This is a genomic window from Telluria sp. LT2P80, assembly GCF_059685955.1.
On record NZ_JCASIO010000004.1, the window covers coordinates 208,730 to 229,361 of the forward strand.

The 20,632-nt window shown below is 66.2% G+C and carries 21 protein-coding genes and 1 tRNA gene; 18 read left to right on the top strand and 4 right to left on the bottom strand.

Annotated elements, in window-relative coordinates; translation table 11 throughout:
* The first annotated feature begins 67 nt into the window (after nt 1–67).
* The 13 genes from AC56LW_RS12655 (at nt 68) to AC56LW_RS12715 (ending at nt 13,360) form a co-directional block, all read left to right on the top strand.
* Entirely contained in the window at nt 68–1,303 is a 1,236-nt protein-coding gene (locus AC56LW_RS12655; protein WP_332531237.1) for a D-amino acid dehydrogenase, read from the top strand.
* A gap of 65 nt (nt 1,304–1,368) precedes the next feature.
* A complete protein-coding gene (locus AC56LW_RS12660; RefSeq protein WP_499634736.1) occupies nt 1,369–1,641 on the top strand; it encodes a type II toxin-antitoxin system Phd/YefM family antitoxin in 273 nt (90 codons plus the stop codon).
* Nucleotides 1,642–1,647: 6 nt separating this feature from the next.
* Nucleotides 1,648–1,971, top strand: a complete 324-nt coding sequence (locus AC56LW_RS12665; RefSeq protein ID WP_332531236.1) for a type II toxin-antitoxin system RelE/ParE family toxin — start codon at nt 1,648–1,650, stop codon at nt 1,969–1,971.
* Between the two features lie 73 nt (nt 1,972–2,044).
* Nucleotides 2,045–2,503 carry a YchJ family protein gene (locus AC56LW_RS12670; RefSeq protein ID WP_499634739.1) on the top strand — a complete coding sequence of 153 codons (459 nt, stop codon included), beginning with the start codon at nt 2,045–2,047 and terminating at the stop codon, nt 2,501–2,503.
* A gap of 45 nt (nt 2,504–2,548) precedes the next feature.
* Nucleotides 2,549–4,156: a carboxyl transferase domain-containing protein gene (locus AC56LW_RS12675; RefSeq protein WP_499558687.1), complete on the top strand. Its 1,608-nt coding sequence runs from the start codon at nt 2,549–2,551 to the stop codon at nt 4,154–4,156.
* A 10-nt stretch (nt 4,157–4,166) separates the two neighbouring features.
* On the top strand, nt 4,167–4,952 hold the full coding sequence (locus tag AC56LW_RS12680) for an enoyl-CoA hydratase/isomerase family protein (RefSeq protein WP_499634742.1): 786 nt from the start codon (nt 4,167–4,169) through the stop codon (nt 4,950–4,952).
* Between the two features lie 15 nt (nt 4,953–4,967).
* Nucleotides 4,968–6,311 carry an adenosylmethionine--8-amino-7-oxononanoate transaminase gene (gene bioA / locus AC56LW_RS12685; protein WP_499634745.1) on the top strand — a complete coding sequence of 448 codons (1,344 nt, stop codon included), beginning with the start codon at nt 4,968–4,970 and terminating at the stop codon, nt 6,309–6,311.
* Between the two features lie 4 nt (nt 6,312–6,315).
* Nucleotides 6,316–7,503 carry an 8-amino-7-oxononanoate synthase gene (gene bioF, locus AC56LW_RS12690; protein ID WP_499635286.1) on the top strand — a complete coding sequence of 396 codons (1,188 nt, stop codon included), beginning with the start codon at nt 6,316–6,318 and terminating at the stop codon, nt 7,501–7,503.
* Entirely contained in the window at nt 7,500–8,327 is an 828-nt protein-coding gene (gene bioD / locus AC56LW_RS12695; protein WP_499634747.1) for a dethiobiotin synthase, read from the top strand. The genes bioF and bioD overlap by 4 nt, the downstream gene beginning before the upstream one ends.
* A 26-nt stretch (nt 8,328–8,353) precedes the next feature.
* Nucleotides 8,354–9,379 carry a biotin synthase BioB gene (gene bioB, locus AC56LW_RS12700; protein WP_258837398.1) on the top strand — a complete coding sequence of 342 codons (1,026 nt, stop codon included), beginning with the start codon at nt 8,354–8,356 and terminating at the stop codon, nt 9,377–9,379.
* 88 nt (nt 9,380–9,467) lie between these two features.
* The gene (locus tag AC56LW_RS12705) at nt 9,468–11,465 is read left to right on the top strand and encodes an acetyl/propionyl/methylcrotonyl-CoA carboxylase subunit alpha (RefSeq protein ID WP_499634750.1); all 1,998 of its coding nucleotides are present in this window, start codon (nt 9,468–9,470) and stop codon (nt 11,463–11,465) included.
* A gap of 41 nt (nt 11,466–11,506) precedes the next feature.
* Complete coding sequence (locus AC56LW_RS12710) at nt 11,507–12,445, top strand: 2-hydroxyacid dehydrogenase (protein WP_499634753.1); 939 nt, start codon at nt 11,507–11,509, stop codon at nt 12,443–12,445.
* A gap of 3 nt (nt 12,446–12,448) precedes the next feature.
* Nucleotides 12,449–13,360 (top strand): hydroxymethylglutaryl-CoA lyase, encoded by a 912-nt coding sequence (locus AC56LW_RS12715; RefSeq protein ID WP_482896691.1) that lies wholly within the window; start codon nt 12,449–12,451, stop codon nt 13,358–13,360.
* Nucleotides 13,361–13,456: 96 nt separating this feature from the next.
* Here AC56LW_RS12715 and AC56LW_RS12720 read toward each other — a convergent pair.
* A tRNA-Pro gene (locus AC56LW_RS12720) sits at nt 13,457–13,533 on the bottom strand.
* A gap of 58 nt (nt 13,534–13,591) precedes the next feature.
* Nucleotides 13,592–14,497, bottom strand: a complete 906-nt coding sequence (gene rsmI, locus AC56LW_RS12725; RefSeq protein WP_332531226.1) for a 16S rRNA (cytidine(1402)-2'-O)-methyltransferase — start codon at nt 14,495–14,497, stop codon at nt 13,592–13,594.
* Between the two features lie 11 nt (nt 14,498–14,508).
* On the opposite strand from rsmI, the gene AC56LW_RS12730 reads away from it, so the two are divergent.
* The 5 genes from AC56LW_RS12730 to AC56LW_RS12750 all read left to right on the top strand — a co-directional run bounded on the left by AC56LW_RS12730 (nt 14,509) and on the right by AC56LW_RS12750 (nt 18,095).
* Complete coding sequence (locus AC56LW_RS12730) at nt 14,509–15,825, top strand: penicillin-binding protein activator (RefSeq protein ID WP_499634757.1); 1,317 nt, start codon at nt 14,509–14,511, stop codon at nt 15,823–15,825.
* 1 nt (nt 15,826) lies between these two features.
* The gene (locus AC56LW_RS12735; protein WP_332531224.1) at nt 15,827–16,186 is read left to right on the top strand and encodes a YraN family protein; all 360 of its coding nucleotides are present in this window, start codon (nt 15,827–15,829) and stop codon (nt 16,184–16,186) included.
* A 56-nt stretch (nt 16,187–16,242) separates the two neighbouring features.
* On the top strand, nt 16,243–16,839 hold the full coding sequence (locus AC56LW_RS12740; protein WP_183555000.1) for a phosphoheptose isomerase: 597 nt from the start codon (nt 16,243–16,245) through the stop codon (nt 16,837–16,839).
* On the top strand, nt 16,832–17,479 hold the full coding sequence (locus AC56LW_RS12745) for a BON domain-containing protein (protein WP_499634760.1): 648 nt from the start codon (nt 16,832–16,834) through the stop codon (nt 17,477–17,479). The genes AC56LW_RS12740 and AC56LW_RS12745 overlap by 8 nt, the downstream gene beginning before the upstream one ends.
* Nucleotides 17,480–17,558: 79 nt before the next feature.
* Nucleotides 17,559–18,095: a peroxiredoxin family protein gene (locus AC56LW_RS12750; RefSeq protein ID WP_499634762.1), complete on the top strand. Its 537-nt coding sequence runs from the start codon at nt 17,559–17,561 to the stop codon at nt 18,093–18,095.
* Between the two features lie 6 nt (nt 18,096–18,101).
* On the opposite strand, the gene AC56LW_RS12755 is transcribed toward AC56LW_RS12750, so the two are convergent.
* Both AC56LW_RS12755 and AC56LW_RS12760 read right to left on the bottom strand, forming a co-directional pair.
* The gene (locus AC56LW_RS12755) at nt 18,102–18,524 is read right to left on the bottom strand and encodes a PaaI family thioesterase (RefSeq protein WP_499634765.1); all 423 of its coding nucleotides are present in this window, start codon (nt 18,522–18,524) and stop codon (nt 18,102–18,104) included.
* A 57-nt stretch (nt 18,525–18,581) separates the two neighbouring features.
* On the bottom strand, nt 18,582–20,591 hold the full coding sequence (locus tag AC56LW_RS12760) for a helicase-related protein (RefSeq protein WP_499634768.1): 2,010 nt from the start codon (nt 20,589–20,591) through the stop codon (nt 18,582–18,584).
* Nucleotides 20,592–20,632: the final 41 nt, after the last annotated feature.

Here is a 20,632-nt window from a genome sequence, read left to right on the forward strand (position 1 = left end):
GATTCATTGGCAGTGCGTGCCGGCTGCCCCTAAGCTCCCTGTCCCCACCCGAAAAAAAGAGTCCGGCATGCAGCACATAATCGTCATTGGCGGCGGCGTCGTCGGCCTGGCCTCCGCCTGGTGGCTGCTCGAGGCGGGCCACGAGGTCACGCTGCTCGAGCGCGCGCCGGACGTGGGCAGCGGCGCCAGCTACGGCAATGGCGGGCAGCTCAGCTACCGGTACGTGGCGCCGCTGGCCGACGCCGGCATCCCGCTCAAGGCCTTCAAATGGCTGTTCCAGGCCGACGGCCCGCTGCGCTTCAGACCCGAAGCCGACCTGCGCCAGTACCGCTGGCTGGCCAGCTTCCTGGCCCACTGCCGCGCCGACGTCAACCGCCGCACCACGGCCAAGCTGCTCGAGCTGGGCGAGCTATCGCGCCGGGCGATGGCCTCGCTCTCCCTAGTCGTGCCGCCAGAGCGTTTTGGCTGGCGCGATGCCGGCAAACTGGTGGTGTTTCGCACGCGCGCCGCGTTCGATGTCGCCGCATCAAAGCCGGGTGCGGGCCAGATCTGGTCGCCCGAGGAATGCACGGCGCATGAACCCGCGCTGGGCGCGGCCCAGCACCTGCTGGCCGGCGGCATCTACAACCCGGGCGAAGCGGTGGCCGACTGCCACGCCTTCTGCGTGGCGCTGGCCGAACGGCTGGGCGAGCATCCGCGCTTTCGCGGGGTCGTCAACAGTACCGCGCTGGGACTGCGTGCAGAGCGGGGCCGCATCACCGGCATCGACACCGTCGGTGGCCTGCTCACGGCCGACGCCTACGTGCTGGCCGCCGGCATCCAAAGCCGCTCGCTGGCCGACACGGTGGGCATCTACCTGCCGCTGTACCCGCTCAAGGGCTACAGCCTGAGCGCGCCGATCCGCCAGGACGACATCGCGCCCGAGATCAGCGTGACCGACTTCGAGCGCAAGGTGCTGTATGCGCGCATCGGCGACCGCTTGCGCGTGGCGGCAATGGTCGACATGGTGGGCGAGGATGTCTCGCTCGACGCCAAACGCGTTGCGGGGCTGACGCGCCTGGTGCGCGAGACGATGCCGCGTGCGGCGGATTATTCGCAGGTGTCGGCGTGGGCCGGATTGCGGCCAGCCACGCCCGGCAGCGCGCCGATCATCGGCGCCACGCGCTACGACAATCTGTGGCTCAACGTCGGACACGGGCCGCTGGGCTTCACGTTTGCGTGCGGCAGCGCGGCCGTGCTGGCAGATCTGGTGCAGGGGAAGGCGCCGCCGTTTGCGCTGGATGGCTTGACGCTGCGCGGTTAGTACTATATTTAGTACGCAATTTAGACCTGCGGTGCTATGATCAGTGATCGACCAGCGGAGGCACCATGAACTTTTCCAATATCCAACCCATCAGTTATTTGAAAACGAATACCAGCGATGTGGTCAAGTTGGTTCAGGAGACCCATGACCCTGTGGCCATTACTGTCAATGGCCGGGTGCAGGCAATTGTCCAGGATCCGGTGAGCTATCAGAAGACGCAGGATCAATTGACGATGCTACGGCTGCTTGCCCATGGCAGGAAGCAAATTGAAGACGGCAAGGTCACCGGTCATGATGATTTTTTTGCGCAGCTGGATGCGCAAGACAACGTACCCTGACAGATCATGAAGATCATCTGGACCGAATCTGCCCAGGACGACCTGCTCACGATCCGCCAATACCTGAAGCAGTCCGAATCACCGGACTACGCCAGAAAGGTGACGCAGCAAATCCGCGATGAAGTGGCATCCCTGATGCAATGGCCCAATAAAGGGACGCTCGTAGGCGAGCTGGAAGAGCTCAACCTCTCCCGATACCGTCAGCTTCTGGCCGGTCAACACCGCATTATTTTTGAGCGTGGCGATCGTGAATGCTTTTATATTTACATCGTTTGCCATACGAGCCGCGATCTGGCAGCACTGTTACGTCGACGAATCCTGTCGAGTTAGGCGGCTGGTCTCGCGAGGCCTTCCCGAAGCACCCGCCTGACCATCGTTGGTGAAATCGCGGATAATTACCGCCATGCCTCCCCGCCCCACCTCTCCCTGCCCCTGCGGCGGCCCCTCGTTCGATAACTGCTGCGGCCCGTTCCTGGCCGGCGCGGCCCTGCCGCCGACGGCCGAGCACCTGATGCGCTCGCGCTATACCGCCTTCACGCTGGGCAACGAGGCGTACCTGCGCGCTACCTGGCACCCGAGTACCCGGCCGCAGGAGCCGATCGTCGACAACGAGCCCGTCCGCTGGCTTGGCCTGGAGATAAAAACTGCTTTACGTTTACGTCAACGTAAAGCAGAATTGCCGGACGTTCCAGGCGACCAGGACCACCCCCGCGACGAAGACCACGTCGAATTCGTCGCCCGCTTCAAGGTGGGCGGGCGCGCGCACCGTCTCCACGAGCGCAGCCGCTTCGTGCGCGAAGCCGGCCCCGATGGTGCGCCACGCTGGTTTTACCTGGACGGCAGTTTCCCCGACAAGAAGTAAAGCGCTGCCAGACACCCAGGGCGGCGACAGACCAGAGGACGGCACATGCCCCAGATCGAAAGCAAACTGAATCCGCGCAGCGAGGATTTCAAGGCCAATGCCACCGCCATGCAGGCCGTGGTGGACGACTTGCGCGCGCGCGTGGCGCAACTGGCGCAGGGCGGCGGCGCCGAAGCCAGCGCGCGTCACCTGGCGCGCGGCAAGCTGCTGCCGCGCGAGCGTGTCGAACATCTGCTCGATCCGGGTACGCCCTTCCTCGAATTTTCGCAACTGGCCGCCTACGAGATGTATGACGGCGCCGCGCCCAGCGCCGGCATCATCACCGGCATCGGCCGCGTTTCCGGCCACGAATGCGTGATCGTCTGCAATGACGCCACCGTCAAGGGCGGCACCTATTACCCGATGACGGTCAAGAAGCACCTGCGCGCGCAGGAGATCGCCGAGCAGAACAACCTGCCCTGCATCTACCTGGTCGACTCGGGCGGCGCCAACCTGCCGAACCAGGACGACGTGTTCCCCGACCGCGACCACTTCGGCCGCATCTTCTACAACCAGGCGAACCTGTCGGCCAAGGGTGTCCCGCAGATCGCCGTGGTAATGGGCTCATGCACCGCCGGCGGCGCCTACGTGCCGGCGATGAGCGACGAATCGATCATCGTCAAGGATCAAGGCACGATTTTCCTGGGCGGCCCGCCCTTGGTGAAAGCGGCGACCGGTGAAGTCGTCAGCGCCGAAGACCTGGGCGGCGGCGACGTGCACACGCGCCTGTCGGGCGTGGCCGACCACCTGGCACAGAACGATCCGCATGCGCTGTCGCTGGCGCGCACGATCGTGTCGAACCTGAACCGCGTCAAGCCGCAGCAGGGCGAACGGCGCGCGAGCGTCGAGCCGCATTATCCGGCGTCGGAGCTGTACGGCGTCATCCCGGTCGATACGCGCAAACCGTTCGACGTGCGCGAAGTGATCGCGCGCGTGGTCGACGGCAGCGTGTTCGACGAATTCAAGGCGCGCTACGGCACGACGCTGGTGTGCGGCTTCGCCCACATCCACGGCATGAAAGTCGGCATCATCGCCAACAACGGCATCCTGTTTTCCGAGTCGGCGCTGAAGGGCGCACACTTCATCGAGCTGTGCTGCCAGCGCAAGATCCCGCTCGTGTTCTTGCAGAACATCACCGGCTTCATGGTCGGGCGCAAATACGAAAACGAGGGCATCGCGCGCAACGGCGCCAAGATGGTCACCGCCGTGGCCACGGCTGCCGTGCCGAAGTTCACCGTCATCATCGGCGGCTCGTTCGGTGCCGGCAACTACGGCATGTGCGGCCGCGCGTTCTCGCCGCGCTTCCTGTGGATGTGGCCCAATGCGCGCATCTCGGTAATGGGCGGCGACCAGGCCGCGTCGGTGCTGGCCACCGTCAAGCGCGACGGCATCGAAGGCCGCGGCGGCCAGTGGTCGCCGGAAGAAGAAGCCGCGTTCAAGCAGCCGATCCGCGACCAGTACGAGCACCAGGGCCACCCGTATTACGCTTCGGCGCGGCTGTGGGACGATGGCGTGATCGACCCGGCCGATACCCGCACGGTGCTGGGCCTGGGCCTGTCCGCCGCCATGAATCAGCCGATCGGCGACACGACGTTCGGCGTGTTCCGCATGTAAGGGGATGACGATGACCTATGACACCCTGCTTGTGACCGTCGCCGACAAGGTCGCCACCGTCACGCTGAACCGCCCCGACCTGCGCAACGCGTTCAACGAACAGGCAATTGCCGAACTGGCGCGCGTGTTCGATGAACTCGGCCGCAACGACGCCGTGCGCGCGATCGTGCTGGCCGCCAACGGCCCGTCGTTCTGCGCCGGTGCGGACCTGAACTGGATGAAAAAGATGGCCGGCTACTCGCATGACGAGAACGAGGCCGATGCGATGCGCCTGGCCGACATGCTGCGCACGATCTACCTGTGCCCCAAGCCGACGGTCGCGCGCGTGCAGGGCGATTGCTACGCCGGCGGCATGGGCCTGGTGGCGGCCTGCGACATCGTCGTTGCGAGCGAGACGGCCGGTTTTTGCCTGTCCGAAGTGAAGCTCGGGCTGATTCCGGCTACCATCTCGCCTTACGTGATCAAGGCGATGGGTGAACAGGCGGCGCGCCGCTACTTCTTGACGGCCGAGCGCTTCGACGCGGCCGAGGCGCAGCGCATCGGTGTTGCGCATGCCGTCGTGGCGCCGGAAGCGCTCGACGCCACTGTCGCCGGTATCGTCAAGGCGCTGGTGAACAACAGCCCGCACGCCGTCCGGCAGGCCAAGACGCTGGTGCGCGAGATCGTCGGCCAGCCGGTCGACGACGCGCTGCTGCGTGACACGGCGAGCCGCATCGCCGCGATCCGCGCATCGACCGAAGGCCGCGAAGGCGTGGCCTCGTTCCTTGAAAAGCGCAAGCCGACATGGATTAACTAGTATTGGAACTTTATAGTGAAGCAGCAAACCACCTCCTCCGACTGGATCGCGCGCAGCCTGCGCAGCGTCTGGCATCCCTGCACCCAGATGCAGCATCACGAAGAGGTGCCGCTGATCGCGGTCAGCCACGGCAAGGGGCCGTGGCTGTACGACTATGACGGCAAGCGCTACCTGGACGGCATCAGCTCGTGGTGGGTCAACCTGTTCGGCCACGCGAACCCGCGCATCAATGCCGCGCTGAAGGACCAGCTGGACAAGCTCGAACACGCGATGCTGGCCGGCTTCACGCATGCGCCCGTGGTCGAGCTGGCCGAACGCCTGACCGCCCTCACCGGCCACGCGCTGGGCCACGCCACGTTCGCCTCCGACGGCGCATCGGCCGTGGAAATCGCGATGAAGATGAGCTTTCACGCGTGGCGCAATGCCGACCAGTCGTCCAAGCAGGAATTCGTCTGCCTGCAGGGCAGCTACCACGGCGAGACAATCGGCGCGCTGTCGGTCACCGACGTACCGCTGTTCAAGGACGCCTACGGTCCGCTGCTGCGCGCCTCGCACGTGGTGAGCGCGCCCGATGCCCGCAACGCCTTCGAGGGCGAGACGGCGCAGGACGTCGCGCGGCGCGCGATCCTTGAAGTGAAAGCGCTGTTCGAAGAACGGGGCGACAAGATCGCCGCCATCATCGTCGAGCCGCTGGTGCAGTGCGCCACCGGCATGGCGATGTACGACCCGCTCTATCTCAAGCTGCTGCGCGACCTGTGCGACCAGCACCGCGTGCACCTGATCGCCGACGAGATCGCAGTCGGCTGCGGACGCACCGGCACCTTCTTCGCCTGCGAGCAGGCCGGCATCTGGCCGGACTTCCTGTGCCTGTCGAAAGGCATCAGCGGCGGCTACCTGCCGCTCTCGCTCGTGCTCACGCGCGACGATATCTACCAGGCCTTCTACAGCACCGACATCACGCGCGGCTTTTTGCACTCGCACTCGTACACCGGCAATCCGCTGGCCTGCCGCGCGGCGCTGGCCACGCTCGACATTTTTGAAGAAGACGATGTGTTGAACCGTAACCGCGAGCTGGCCACCAGGATGACGGTGGCGCTCGCGCCGCTGGCCGACCATCCGCGCACGCGCCACTTCCGCCAGCGCGGCATGATCTTCGCGTTCGACGCCATCGAACCGGATACCGATCTTGCCGCGACCTTTGCGCGCCGCTTCTTTTCGACGGCGGCCGAGAACGAACTGCTGCTGCGCCCCATCGGCCGCACCGTGTACCTGATGCCGCCGTACGTGCTGGACGAAGAAGAAGTCGCGGGCCTGGCGGCGCGCACGATCAAGACGTTCGAATCCGTCATCGCGGGATGATGTGATAGATCTCATCGCCACCATCGACCGCCAGCTAGACACGCTGGCCGCGCGCAGCCTGACGCGCCGTCGCCGCATCACCGATGGCGCCTGCGCGCCGCGCCAAATGGTCGACGGCCGTGACCTGCTGGCCTTTTGCAGCAACGATTACCTGGGCCTGGCCGCGCATCCGCAAGTCATCGAAGCGCTGCGCGAAGGCGCCCAGCTGTATGGCGCCGGCAGCGGCGCCTCGCACCTGGTGTCGGGCCACAGCCGCGCGCATCATCTTCTTGAGGAGCGTTTGGCCGAGTGGATGGCGCCGCACCTCGAGCAGGCGCGCGCGCTGACGCTGTGCACCGGCTACATGGCCAACCTTGCGATCCTCAGTGCCCTGGGCGTCGATGCCGATGCAATGATCTTTTCCGAAGCGCTGAACCACGCCTCGCTGATCGACGGCGCCCGGCTCGCGAAAGCGGGCGTCACGGTCTACCCGCATGGCGACGTCGAAACGCTGACGCAACTGCTGGCAGCGAGCAGCGCCAGCACGAAGATCGTCGTCACCGACAGCGTGTTCAGCATGGATGGCGACCTGGCGCCGCTGCCGGCGCTGCTGGCCGCATGCGAGCGCCACGGCGCCTGGCTGGTGGTCGACGATGCCCACGGCTTCGGCGTACTGGGCCAGAACGGGCGCGGCGCACTGGAACACTTCGGCCTGCGCTCGACCAACCTGATCTACATGGGCACGCTGGGCAAGGCCGCCGGCGTCGGCGGCGCGTTCGTCGCCGCGCATGCCAGCGTGATCGAATTGCTCATCCAGCGCGCGCGCCCGTATATCTACACGACGGCCTGCCCGCCGGCGCTTGCACACGCCTTGCTCGCCAGCCTTGCTATCATGGGCGGTGACGAGGGCGCCGAACGGCGTGCGCACCTGGCACGACTGGTCGCGCAGCTGCGCGGTGCACTGCGTCTGGAACGCTGGGAACTGGCGGCGTCGACCACCCCGATCCAGCCCGTCATCATCGGCAGCAACGACGCTGCGCTGCACGCCGCCAGCCGCCTGCATGACCAGGGCTTGTGGGTGCCGGCAATCCGCCCGCCGACCGTGGCGCCCGGCACCGCGCGCCTGCGCGTGACCTTGTCCGCCGCCCATGCCACGGATGACGTGGCGCGGCTGGCGCAGGCGCTCAACGAACTGGAAAAGGCCGCACCATGAACAATCTGAATGACACCGATGCACCGGTCATCGCGCAACCCGCGCTGGACCCCGAGGTCGACCTGACCGAGTTCGATGAACCCGTGCTGGAGCCTGAACTCGAACTGCGCGCCGACGACTTGCCAATGCGCTTTGCGTGCTTTGTCACCGGCACCGACACCGAGATCGGCAAGACGCTGATCTCGGCCGCGATCCTGCACAAGCTCGTGGCCACGGGCCAGCGCGCCTGCGGCATGAAGCCGGTCGCGGCCGGCGCTGAAGAGAAGGACGGCGCGCTGCACAACGACGACGCCGATCAGCTGATCGCCGCCGGCAACGTGCACCTGCCGGGGTCGCTGACCACGCCCTACCTGCTGCGCGAACCGGCCGCGCCGCACATCGCCGCCGCGCTCGAGGGCGTGACGATCGAGCTGGTGCCGATCCTGGCTGCCTTTGCCGAGATCCAGGCAGCGTCCGACGCGGTCGTGGTCGAAGGCGTGGGGGGCTTTCGCGTGCCCTTCAACGACGACTTCGACAGCGCCGACCTGGCCGCGCAACTGAACCTGCCCGTGATCCTCGTCGTCGGCGTGCGCCTGGGCTGCATCAGCCATGCGCTGCTGACGGTCGAAGCGATCGTGGCGCGCGGCCTGGTGCTGGCCGGCTGGGTCGCCAACACGGTCGACACGGACATGCGCTTTGCGCAAGAGAACATCGAGGCGCTGACCCAGCGTATCCCGGCGCCGCTGCTGGGCCACGTGCCACGCCTGAACGAACCGACGGCTGCTGCGGCAGCCGAATTTATCGACCTCGCCGGACTGCCAGGCTGGCCGTCCACGCGGGTCTAGTTTTTGAAGGAACCGAAATGACCAATATGAACACTGTCGCCCTGCACCGCCCAACGGCAGCCATCAAGCCGCCCGAGAATGCAACCTGGCCGCTGGCCGACGTGCTCGCGCTGTTCGACCTGCCGTTCACCGAACTGATGCACCGCGCGTCGACCGCGCACCGCCTGAACTTCCCGGATGGCGACGTCGAACTGGCGACGCTGCTGTCGATCAAGACCGGCGGCTGCGAAGAAGACTGTGGCTACTGCCCGCAGGCGGCGCGCTACGACACGGGCGTGGAAGCCAAGAAGCTGCTCGACATCGACACGGTGCTCGACGCGGCGCGCGCGGCCAAGGCCAGCGGCGCGACGCGCTTCTGCATGGGCGCGGCCTGGCGCAGCCCGAAAGAGCGCGACATGGACAAAGTCGAAACGATGGTGCGTGAAGTGAAAGCACTGGGCATGGAAACCTGCGCCACGCTGGGCATGCTCGAAGCCGGCCAGGCCGAACAGCTCAAGCGCGCTGGCCTGGACTACTACAACCACAATATCGACACGGCGCCGGACTTCTACAACAACGTCATTTCGACCCGCGAATACCAGGACCGCCTGGACACGCTGGGCCGCGTGCGCGAAGCGGGCCTGAAAGTCTGCTGCGGCGGCATCGTTGGCATGGGCGAGACGCGTGAGCAGCGCGCCGGCCTGATCGCGCAACTGGCGAACCTGAACCCGTATCCGGAATCGGTGCCGGTCAACCACCTGGTGCAGGTGGCAGGCACGCCGCTGCACGGCATGGACAAGCTCGACCCGATCGAATTCGTGCGCACCATTGCGGTCGCGCGCATCACGATGCCGCAAGCGCGCGTGCGCCTGTCGGCGGGCCGCCGCGAAATGGGCGAAGCGGTGCAGGCGATGTGCTTCATGGCCGGCGCCAACTCGATCTTCTACGGCGACAAGCTGCTGACTACGGAAAATCCCGAGGCCGATGACGACCGCGTGCTGCTGGAAAAACTGGGTCTGAAAACCCGCGCCGCGACGCTGGACTCGGCGCCGAAGGAAGCCTGCGGCTGCTGAATGTCGTATTAAGTGCAGTATCCGCGCGGCCGGGGAGACACGGCCGCGCAAGCATCACCCGAACAACCATAAGCGAAAGATAACGCGCATGTTCACCAAACTCCTCATCGCCAATCGTGGCGAGATCGCCTGCCGTGTGGCCGCCACCGCGCGCCGCATGGGTATTCGCACCGTGGCCGTGTATTCCGAAGCCGACGCCGGCGCCAAGCACGTCGCGGTCTGCGATGAGGCCATCCTGATCGGCCCCGCCGCCGCGCGCGACAGTTATCTGCGCGGCCAGAAAATCATCGAGGTCGCCAAGGCCACCGGCGCGCAGGCGATCCACCCCGGCTACGGCTTCCTGTCCGAAAACGCGGAGTTTGCCGACGCCGTGCACGCCGCCGGCCTCGTGTTCGTCGGCCCACCCGCGGCATCGATGCGCGCGATGGGTTCGAAGTCGGCCGCCAAGCAGCTGATGGAAAGCGCCAACGTGCCACTGGTGCCGGGCTACCACGGCGACGAGCAGGAGCCCGCCTTCCTGCGCGAGCAGGCCGACCGCATCGGCTACCCGGTGCTGCTCAAGGCCAGCGCCGGCGGCGGCGGCAAGGGCATGCGCGTGGTCGAGCGCTCCGAAGACTTCGAGGGCGCGCTGGCCTCGTGCAAGCGCGAAGCGATTTCGAGCTTCGGCGACGACAAGGTGCTGGTCGAGAAGTATCTGATCCGTCCACGCCACATTGAAATCCAGGTGTTTGCCGACAGCCTGGGCAACTGCGTCTACCTGCACGAGCGCGATTGCTCGGTGCAGCGCCGGCACCAGAAGGTGCTGGAAGAAGCGCCCGCCCCCGGCATGCCGCCGGAGCGCCGCGCCGCGATGGGCGAGGCAGCTGTGAGCGCCGCGCGCGCCGTCGGCTATGTCGGCGCCGGCACCGTTGAATTCATTGCCAACCAGGACGGCTCGTTCTACTTCATGGAGATGAACACGCGCCTGCAGGTCGAGCATCCGGTGACCGAAATGATCACCGGGACCGACCTGGTGGAATGGCAGTTGCGGGTCGCCTTTGGCGAAGCGCTGCCGAAACAGCAGCATGAACTGGGCATCCACGGCCACGCGATCGAAGCGCGCGTGTATGCCGAAAATCCCGAGAAGGGTTTCCTGCCGTCGATCGGCACCTTGCGCCATATGGACGTGCCGCGCGCGGTCGCGTTCGAGCTGGGCAGCGACGGCGCCAATCCGGCCGCCGTGCGCGTCGATTCCGGCGTGCGCGAAGGCGATGCGATTTCGCCGTTCTACGATCCGATGATCGCCAAACTGATCGTCTGGGGCGCGGACCGCACCCAGGCGCTGGCGCGCATGTCGCAAGCGCTGAGCGAGTTCCGCATCGTCGGGCTGGCCACCAATATCGCGTTCCTGAAACGCCTGGTCGAGGGCGAGGCGTTTGCCACGGCCGACCTGGACACGGGCCTGATCGAGCGCCATGGCGCGACGCTGTTCCCGCCTGCCACGCCGGCGCCACTGGGCGCACTCGCGCTGGCCGTGTTCGCGCTGCGTGAGAACGCCGCCAACGACGCTGACCCGTGGAGCCAGGCGAGCGGCTGGCGCATGAACGGCGACTACCGCCGCGTGCTGTCGTGGTCCGACGAATTCGGTGCCTACCGCGTCGGCCTGACCTACCGCCGCGACGGGCTCGAGATCGACCTCGATGGCCAGACGCAGCGCGTGGAGCGTGTCGGTCACACTGGCGACGAACTGGCGCTGCGCCTCGGCGAGACGGCCGTCCAGGGCGTCGTGCGCCGCGACGGCGACGTGTTCCACGTATTTACCGGCGGTCAGCATTTCACGCTGACGTACAATGATCCGATGGCCCACGCCGGCGAAGTCGAAACACTCGGCGGTCGCCTGACGGCGCCGATGCCGGGCAAGGTGGTGGCGGTGCTCGTCCAGGCCGGCGCCACCGTGGTGAAGGGCGAACCGCTCGTCATCATGGAAGCGATGAAGATGGAGCACACGATTGCAGCGCCGGGTGATGGCGTGGTCGAGGACGTGCTGTACGAGGTGGGCGACCAGGTTGCCGATGGCGCACCGCTGCTGGCCTTCAAGGCGGTGTAAGCAACACCCATAAAAACCACCCTACACGATGAGGGGGAGACATGCGGATTGTCCTGTACCGGGGCGATGGCGTCAGCGAGCCTTGGGAACACGCGTTTGCCAGCGTGCTGCCGGGGATCGAGACCGTCATCTGGAAAGAAGGCGAGCAACTGGCGCACTGCGATTACGCGGTGCTGTGGAACCCGGCGCCGGCCCTGCTGGCGCAGCTGGCTCAGATGGGGACCGTCAAAGCGATCTTCCTGATGGGCGCCGGCGTCGACGCACTGCTCAAGTTTGGCGACGCCTTGCCCGACGTGCCGCTGGTGCGCCTGGGCGACGCCGGCATGGGCGTGCAGATGGCCGAGTATGTGGCGCATGCAGTGCTGCGCTACTTCCGCCGCTTCGACGAATATGAACAGCAGGCCAGGCACGGCGCCTGGAATCCGCTGCCGCAGCATCCGAAAGAATCATTCACGATCGGCGTCATGGGCCTGGGCCGGCTGGGCATGCCGGTGGTCGAGGCAATGCGCCATTTCGGCTTTCCCGTGCGCGGCTGGAGCCGCAGCCCGAAAGACATCCCGGGCGTGCCAACCTATGCCGGCATGGCGCAATTCGGCGACTTCTTGCACGGCACGCGCGTGCTGGTCTGCCTGCTGCCGCTGACGCCGGACACCGCCAACCTGCTCGACCGCCACAACCTGGGCAAGCTGGCGCCTGGCGCGTACCTGATCAACGTCTCGCGCGGCGCGATCCTGGCCGAGCCCGACCTGATGACGCTGATCCGTTCCGGGCACATTGCCGGCGCCACGCTCGACGTGTTCCGCCACGAGCCGCTGCCGGCCCAGCACCCGTTCTGGAACGAGCCGCGCATCGCCCTCACCCCGCATATTTCGGCGCTCACCATGCGCCAGGACGCCGTGCGCCAGATCGTCGACAAGATCGACGCCCTGGAACGCGGCCAACCGGTCGACGACCTCGTCGACCGCCAACGTGGATATTAAGAAATGACACCCCTGCCAACGAAGGTCAAGATTGTCGAAGTCGGCCCCCGCGACGGCCTGCAGAATGAGAAAGAAGCGCTCGGCGCTGACGTGAAAATCGAACTGGTTGAGCGCCTGGCGCGCGCCGGTTTCGTCAATGTCGAGGCGGCAGCGTTCGTCTCGCCCAAGTGGGTGCCGCAGATGGCAACCTCCGCCGAAGTGCTGGCCCGCATCGAACGCCGGCCCGGCACGATCTATTCGGCGCTGGTGCCGAACATGCAGGGCTTCGAGGCCGCGCTGGCCGGCAAGGCTGACGAGGTCGTGGTGTTCGGCGCAGCGTCCGAGGCGTTCTCGCAAAAGAACATCAACTGTTCGATTGCCGAGTCGATCGCGCGCTTCGAGCCGGTCGCGCGCGCTGCCAAGGAACACGGCCTGCGCCTGCGCGGCTCGATCAGCACGGCGTTCGGCTGCCCGTACCAGGGCGCCGTGTCGCTCGACGCCGTGGGCGACGTGGTGGCGCGCATGCGTGACCTGGGCTGTGACGAGATCGATATCGCCGACACGATCGGCGTGGCAACCGCGCGCCAGACGCAGGCCGTGATGCTGCGCGCAGCGCAAGAATTCCCGATGGGCCAGCTCGCTGGCCACTTCCACGACACGTATGGTCAGGCGCTGGCGAACATCTACGCGGCGCTGGAAGTGGGCGTGGCGATTTTCCACTCGTCAGTGGCGGGCCTGGGCGGCTGCCCGTATGCCAAGGGCGCGACCGGCAATGTCGCGACCGAGGACGTGCTGTATCTGATGCAGGGGCTGGGGATCGAGACGGGCGTGGATCTCGACCAGGTGGTCGATGCCGGGCTGTTCATCTCGGCACAGCTGGGCCGCAAGAGCATCAGCCGCGCCGGCAATGCGCTGGCGGCCAAACGGGCCGGTTGACCTGCAGGCCCCCGGTATGCCGGGGGCTGTTTCAAGGAAACCGGCCGCACAACGAAAAAAGCCGACAACTCACGTTGTCGGCTTTTCTCTTAATGCTGGTCGGAGTACAAGGATTCGAACCTTGGACCCCCTGGTCCCAAACCAGGTGCGCTACCGGGCTGCGCTACACTCCGAAGAAGCAAGATAATACCGGCTTGCCGTCACTTGGTCAAGGATTTCATGCCAAAATCCTTACTCACCCCGGATCTGCAGCGCCCGCTCATACAAGGCATTCTTCTTGCGCCCCGTGATCTGCGCCGCCAGATTGGCTGCCTGCTTGACGCTGCATTCGGTCAGCAGGATCTGCAGCACGCGCTCGGCCTCGATGTCTTCGGCGTCGCTGGCTTCCACTGCCCCCTCGACCAGCACGACAAATTCGCCCTTCTCGCGGTGCGCGTCGGCCTTGACCCAGGCCAGCGCCTCGCCCAGCGTGCAGCGGTGGATTTCCTCGAACATCTTGCTCAGTTCGCGGGCAAACACGACCTGGCGGGTCGGCTCGAACGCGGCCACCAGGGCTTCGACGCAATCGACGATCCGGTGCGGCGCCTCGTAGAACACGAGCGTCGACGTTTCGCGCGTCAGGGGCGCCAGCGCCGTTTCGCGCCCCTTGGCCTTGGCCGGCAGAAAGCCGACAAAGTGGAAGCGATCATTGACCAAGCCGCTGGCCGACAGCGCCGTGATCGCCGCCGACGGGCCCGGCAGCGGCACAACGTTCAGGCCGGCGGCGCGGACGGCGTCAACGATGCGCGCGCCCGGATCGGACACGCCCGGCGTGCCGGCGTCGGACACCAGCGCCACCCGCTGGCCGGCGCGCAGGCGCTCGACAATCTTGTCGGCCACTTCGCGCTCATTGTGCTGGTGCGCCGCGATCGTGCTCTTGGAGAGACCAAAGCGTTGCAATAACGCGCCAGTCTTGCGCGTGTCTTCACAGGCGACGACGTCGGCCAGGGCCAGCAGGTGTAAAGCACGCAGGGTGATGTCGGTGACGTTGCCAATCGGAGTAGCCACGACATACAGCGTTGCGGTAGGATAGGACTGCTGGGCCGCCTCGCCCATGACGGGAAGTCGGGCGATGTCGATGGTCTGCTGTTCTGTCATATAGGGTTCCGATGCTGAAGAAAAAAAATCTCACGGGCTTGATTGCCGCTTCTCTCACGACACTGCTGGCCGCGTGCGGCAGTACGCCCCTGCCACCCGATACCGGTTGTGGCATGCCAGGCGGATTGTGCGGCCCAGGCGCGTCAGTGACAAGTGGTGCGCCTGTCGCACCTGCCGAATCTGCTTATACACCACCTGCGCCGCGTTCCGATAGCGGTGTCCAGACCAGTCCGGTCGAATTGCCACCGAGCGCCGACGGCAGCACGCCAAGTGCGGCGGCGGCGCCAAGCGGCCCCACGGTCCGCGTCGCGCTGCTGCTACCCCTCGAATCGCAGGCGCTGGCCCAGCCAGCCGAAGCGGTACGCGCCGGCTTCATGGCCGCGTACGACCAGCAACGCGGCAACGTCACCGTCAACCTCGTGCCTACCGGCGACTCGTCGCAAGCCGCACTTGACGCCTACCGCATGGCGGCCGCAGAGAACGACATCGTGGTAGGCCCGCTCGCGCGTCCTGCTGTGGCGGCCCTGGCCACGAGCGGCGCCGTCACCAAGCCGACCATCGCGCTGAACCACCCGCAGGTGGCGTCCGCGCTGCCCTCCAAGATGCTCGTCATCGGCTTGTCGCTCGAAGAGGAAGCGCGCCAGGTAGCCGACTGGGCTGCCGGCGAGCAACCGTCCGGCCAGGCACTGGTGCTGACCGGCCGCGCTACCTGGCAGCAACGCCTGTCTGGCGCCTTCAGCGCGCGCTGGTCCGAGCTGGGCCGCACCCAGACCACGGTCGAGCTGCCCAATGCGGGCGGCTATGTCGACGGCAATGCGCTGGCCGACCTGCGCGCGCGCCTGCAATCGCAGCCGCCGCAACTGGTCTACGCGGCGCTCGACGCCAACAGCCTGCGCCAGGTCCGCAGCGCGCTCGGCACCTCGATGCCTACGTATGGCACGGCCTCGGTCAACCCGGGTCGCGACCCGGCCAGCATCCCGCCTGAGCTGGTCGGCGTGCGCATCCTCGACCTGCCATGGACCGTCCAGGCCGATCACCCGGCCGTGGCAAGCTACCCGAGCTGGAGCAGCGGCGGCCAGGGCCTCGACCTGCAACGCCTGTACGCGCTGGGCATCGACGCCTACCGCATCGCGCGCGAACTGTCGCTGCGCCCGTCCGGCGCATTCGAGCTCGACGGCGCCACGGGCCGCCTGTCGATCGACATGGGGCAAGGCGCACGCGCGTTCCGCCGCGTCGAAACCGGCGTCGTCGTGCGGGATGCGATGCCTGGCGCCGATGGCGCCGCCGTGACCGGCCGCGTCTTCGAAGCGGTCTCCACCGGCCAGTAATATGTGGCCCGGGCGCCTGTCTCAACGGCAGGCCCAGGGCCACCAGTATGAACTTGCCGCCAGCGCCTACCTGCGCCGCCACAGGCTGGCGCCGGTGGAAGAAAACTTTCGCTGCAAGGGCGGCGAAATCGACCTGATCATGCGCGACGGCGCCACCCTCGTGTTCGTCGAAGTGCGCCAGCGCGCCAGCAGCGCACAAGGTGGCGCCGCGGCCAGCATCACGCCCGCCAAGATCCGGCGCCTGGTCTGCGCGGCCCAGGTGTACCTGCTGCGCTTTCCCGTCACCCCGCCCTGCCGCTTCGACGTCATCGCCATCGACGGCGAACACATCGAGTGGCTGCAGAACGTGATTGAAGTGTAAGCAATTTTTACCGACCTTGCCCAGTGCCGCTTGCTACTACACTATAATCCTCGGCTATGAATACACAACGCATCCTCGCTCACTTCCAGGAGAGCGCTGACCTGAAGATGAGGTCGGCTGCAACCCTGGCTCCCCATATTTCGCAGGCGGTCGAACTCATGTTCGGCGCCCTGTCCAATGGCAACAAGATCCTGGCCTGCGGTAACGGCGGTTCGGCCGCCGACTGCCAGCACTTTGCTGCCGAGCTGGTCGGGCGCTTCGAACGCGAGCGCTTCCCGCTTCCGGCCATCGCGCTGACCACCGACACGTCGATCCTGACCGCCGTTGGCAACGACTACAGCTTCCGCGAAATCTATTCCAAGCAGGTGCAGGCCTTCGGTCAGGCCGGCGACATCCTGCTGGCCATTTCCACTTCGGGCAACTCGGGCAATGTGCTCGCTGCGGTCGAAGCGGCGCTCGAGCGCGAAATGCGCATCGTGGCGTTTACAGGCAAGGACGGCGGCCAGTTGGCCAAGCTGCTGACCGACGCCGACGTCCACGTCAACGTCCCGCATTCGCGCACCGCGCGGATCCAGGAAGTTCACCTGTGCGCCATTCACTGCATCTGCGACGGTATCGACGTCGCGCTGTTCGGAGGAGACGAGAATGCGTAATACCCGCCGGCCCATGGCCGTGCTGTTGACGAAAGTCGTTCTGGGCTCGGCCCTTTTGGCATCGCTGTCGGGCTGCTTTGGCCTGATCGTCGGCGCCGGCATCGGCAGCGCCGTCTCGGCGGTCGACCGCCGCACGCTGGGCGCCCAGACCGAAGACAAGTCGGTCACGGTCAAGGCCGAGCTCAAGATGCGCGAAGTCACGAATGGCAACGGCAACATCAACGTCACGAGCTTCAACCGCAAGGTGCTGCTCACCGGCGAAGTACGCGACGAGGCCATGAAGGCCGCGGCCGAGCGCGAAGTGCGCAAGATCGAGAACGTGGTGTCGGTCATCAACGAGCTCAAGATTTCGGGTTCGTCGAGCTACACGTCGCGCTCGAACGATGCGCTCATCACCACCAAGGTCAAGGCCAGCCTGGTCGACATGAAGACCGTGTCGGCGATCTCGTTCAAGGTCACGACCGAACGCGGCGTGGTCTACCTGATGGGTCTTGTCACCCCGCGCGAAGGCAATATCGCTGCCGATGTCGCCAAGGGCGTCTCGGGCGTAACGAGCGTGGTAAAGATCTTCGAATACATCAGCGAAGAAGACGCACGCGCCAAGCAGACCAACGCACAGAACGCACCGCAGGGTTCCTGAACTCCGGGTGCATCCGCACCATGCAAAAAAGCGGCAGGGCTATAATGGCCCTGCCGCTTTTTTTATACGATCGCCGACCATGACCGCATCCCCCGCGTCCACCGCGTCCACCTCTTCCCGCTCCTGGATCAAGCCTGCTGCCATCGGCGCCGTCGTGCTGGCGCTGGCCGGCATCGGCTACGCCTCGCTGGCCAGCAGCACGCCGGCCCCGGACGTCACGTTCATCAGCATCGCCGGCGACAAGGTGTCGACGCAGTCGCTGCGCGGCAAGGTCGTGATGGTCAACTTCTGGGCCACGTCGTGCGTCACCTGCGTCAAGGAGATGCCCGAGATGGTCGCGACCTACAACAAGTACAAGGCCCAGGGCCTGGAATTCGTCGCCGTCGCGATGCAGTACGACCGGCCCGACTACGTGCTGAATTTCGCCGAGCAGCGCAAGCTGCCATTTACCGTGGCGCTTGATTCGGCGGGCGACATTGCGCGCCAGTTCGGCGACGTCACGCTCACGCCCACTACCTTCCTGATCGACAAAGAGGGCCGCATCATCAAGACCTATGTCGGCGCGCCGGACTTCGGCGCGGTGCACAAGCTGATCGAGAAAGAGCTGGCCGGCTGATCCTGGTTATGCTTTCGGATACAGGATCATCTGCGTGCAGCGAAACAGCGCGATGGTCTTGCCGCTGGTCTTGTCCGTGACGGTGGCATCCCAGATCTGCGTCGTGCGGCCCAGGTGCACGGCGGTGGCGACGCAGGCGATGGTGCCTTCGCGCGCGGTGCCCAGGTGGTTCGATTTCAATTCGATCGTCGTGAAGTTCTGCGCGCCTTCCGGCAGGTTGCTGATGCAGCCATAACCGGCGCAGGTATCGGCCAGCGTGACCACGCTGCCAGCGTGCAGGTAGCCGTTCGGCGCCAGCAGGTGCGGCGCGACAGGCATCTCGGCGGCCAGCTTGCCGGGGCTGACCTCCGTAATCTGGATGCCCAGGTGACCAGGCAGGTAGGTCGCGCCGAAGGTGTTGAAGGCGTCAGGGGTATGCGGAATGCTCATGGGGTTGTCTCGGTGTTTTTATGAAAGCGGCATCGTACACCGAGACCATGCTTGGCGTCAGCGGCGCCGCCCCTCATGGTGCTTGCCACCCTTGCCGCCCTGCTTGCCGCCGTGCCGCTGCCGGGCCGCCGCGTTCTGCTGCTGCAGCAGCGCGTCGACCCGCTCGGACGCTTCGCGTGCCAGCTCCTGCGCCAGCGCGATGCTCGGGAAGTACTCCGGCGCCCGGTACCCCAGCCACGCATAGGCCGAATACACGCGGCACTGGTCCTCGACCTCTTGCAGGTTCATGTAGAACAGCTGCTGCGGATTGCTGTGCCCATGCAGCTTGACGACGATCTTCTTGGCCAGCGACAGGCACCAGTGCTCCCACGCCTTCTGCAGCGCCGGCACGCGGCTCGAGATCGGCACCAGGGAGAGCATGAACTTCTCGGCCACCGACAGCGGCAGTGTATCGAGCCACTCGGCGCGCTCGTTCTGGTCTTCGGTGATGCGCGGGTAGAAGAAGCCGTCCGGCACGTCGATATTGTGGACAAACCGCTTGAGCAGCTTGACCAGCGAGGTCTCGCCAGTCACCGCTGAAATACGATGCAGCTGCTCGAGCGACGGCGCCACGGCAAAGCCGCTGGTGGCCACCGCAGGGATTTTTTCCTTCATCAGCGAGCGCATGACCTGGTGCGTCTCGTCGTCGTAGCCGACGACGAAGCCTTCGTCGTGCACGCCGTAGCGCCCTGCCCGGCCCGCGATCTGCTTGGCCAGCGCAGCGGAGATTTCTTCTTCCTCCACGCCGTTGTACTTGACCGTGGTCGTCATCACGATGCGCGCGATCGGCATGTTCAGCCCCATCGCCAGCGCATCGGTGCCGACCACGATATCGGCCTGGCCGTCGCGGAAGCGCTCGGCCTGCGCACGGCGCACCTCGGGCGACAGGTTGCCGTAGACGGTGGCCACCGACAGCCCCTTGTCGGTGATCATGTCGCGCCACTTGAGCACCTCGCGGCGCGAGAACGCGATCACGGCGTCGCCGCGGCGCAGGTTCGACAGCTTGCGCACCGCCATCGGTTCCATCTCCAGAGGCCCCATCCGCTTGAGCACATGCACTTCGAGCGGCACATCGAGCCGCTCGGCCAGCGCCTCGATCGCGCGCCGCGCTTCCGGCGCGCCGACCAGGTACACGACCGCCGCCGGTGCACCGCACACGGCGGCGGTCCAGGCAGCGCCGCGGTCGCGGTCGGCCAGCATCTGGATTTCGTCGATCACGGCCACGTCGATCGGCGTTTTCGAGTCGAGCATTTCGACGGTGCTGGCGACGTGCGTCGCGCCCTCCACCAGGCGCCGTTCTTCGCCCGTGATCAGGCTGACCTTGATCGCCTCGCCGTGCGGGCGCGCAGCCTGCAGGCGCTCGTAGTTTTCCAGGGCCAGCAGGCGCAGTGGCGCGAGGTACACGCCGCTCGGCGCCTTGGCCAGCGCTTCCATCGCGCGGTGCGTCTTGCCCGAGTTGGTGGGGCCCAAGAGCGCGATGAACTTGCGGCCCATGCGGCTGGCGACGTCGAACGAGCGCGGGTACTCGGCCAGGTTGATGCTTTCCTTGGTGCGCGCCGCGTGGCGCTCTTCGGCGTCGCGCTCGATCGCGTGGGTCAGGCGCTGCGAAATCCGCTGGAACACGTACTCGGCCGGCTCGGACGTTTGCAGCTCGTCCAGCACATCGAGAAACAGCATCGGGTCGTAGCCGGCATCGTCGGCGTCGCCCGCCAGATCGCGCACAAATTCCTCCGCGTCCTGGTGCAGGCGCGCGAGATCGGCGTCACCGGTGCGCTCTTCGATCAGCGCGCGCCGCCCGGCCGCGTCCAGCTTGCGCCACTTGCTCGGCTTGGCCAGCACGCCGCGCGACGGCACCAGGCGGTACGGCACGTGCAAGCCTTCGTAGCGCACCACGCCCGAGAAGCGCAGGAACACGCGGCCTTCCATCTTGACCAGTTCGATGCCGCGCGCGGCCAGGTCAAGTGTGCGCTCGAGCGCGGCGTCGTCTTCGGGAATATCGGCGGGGGTGTCGTTCGGGAGAATGCTCATGGCTGGCTGCGCAAAAATCGGTTGCCGCTACTATATCGCGG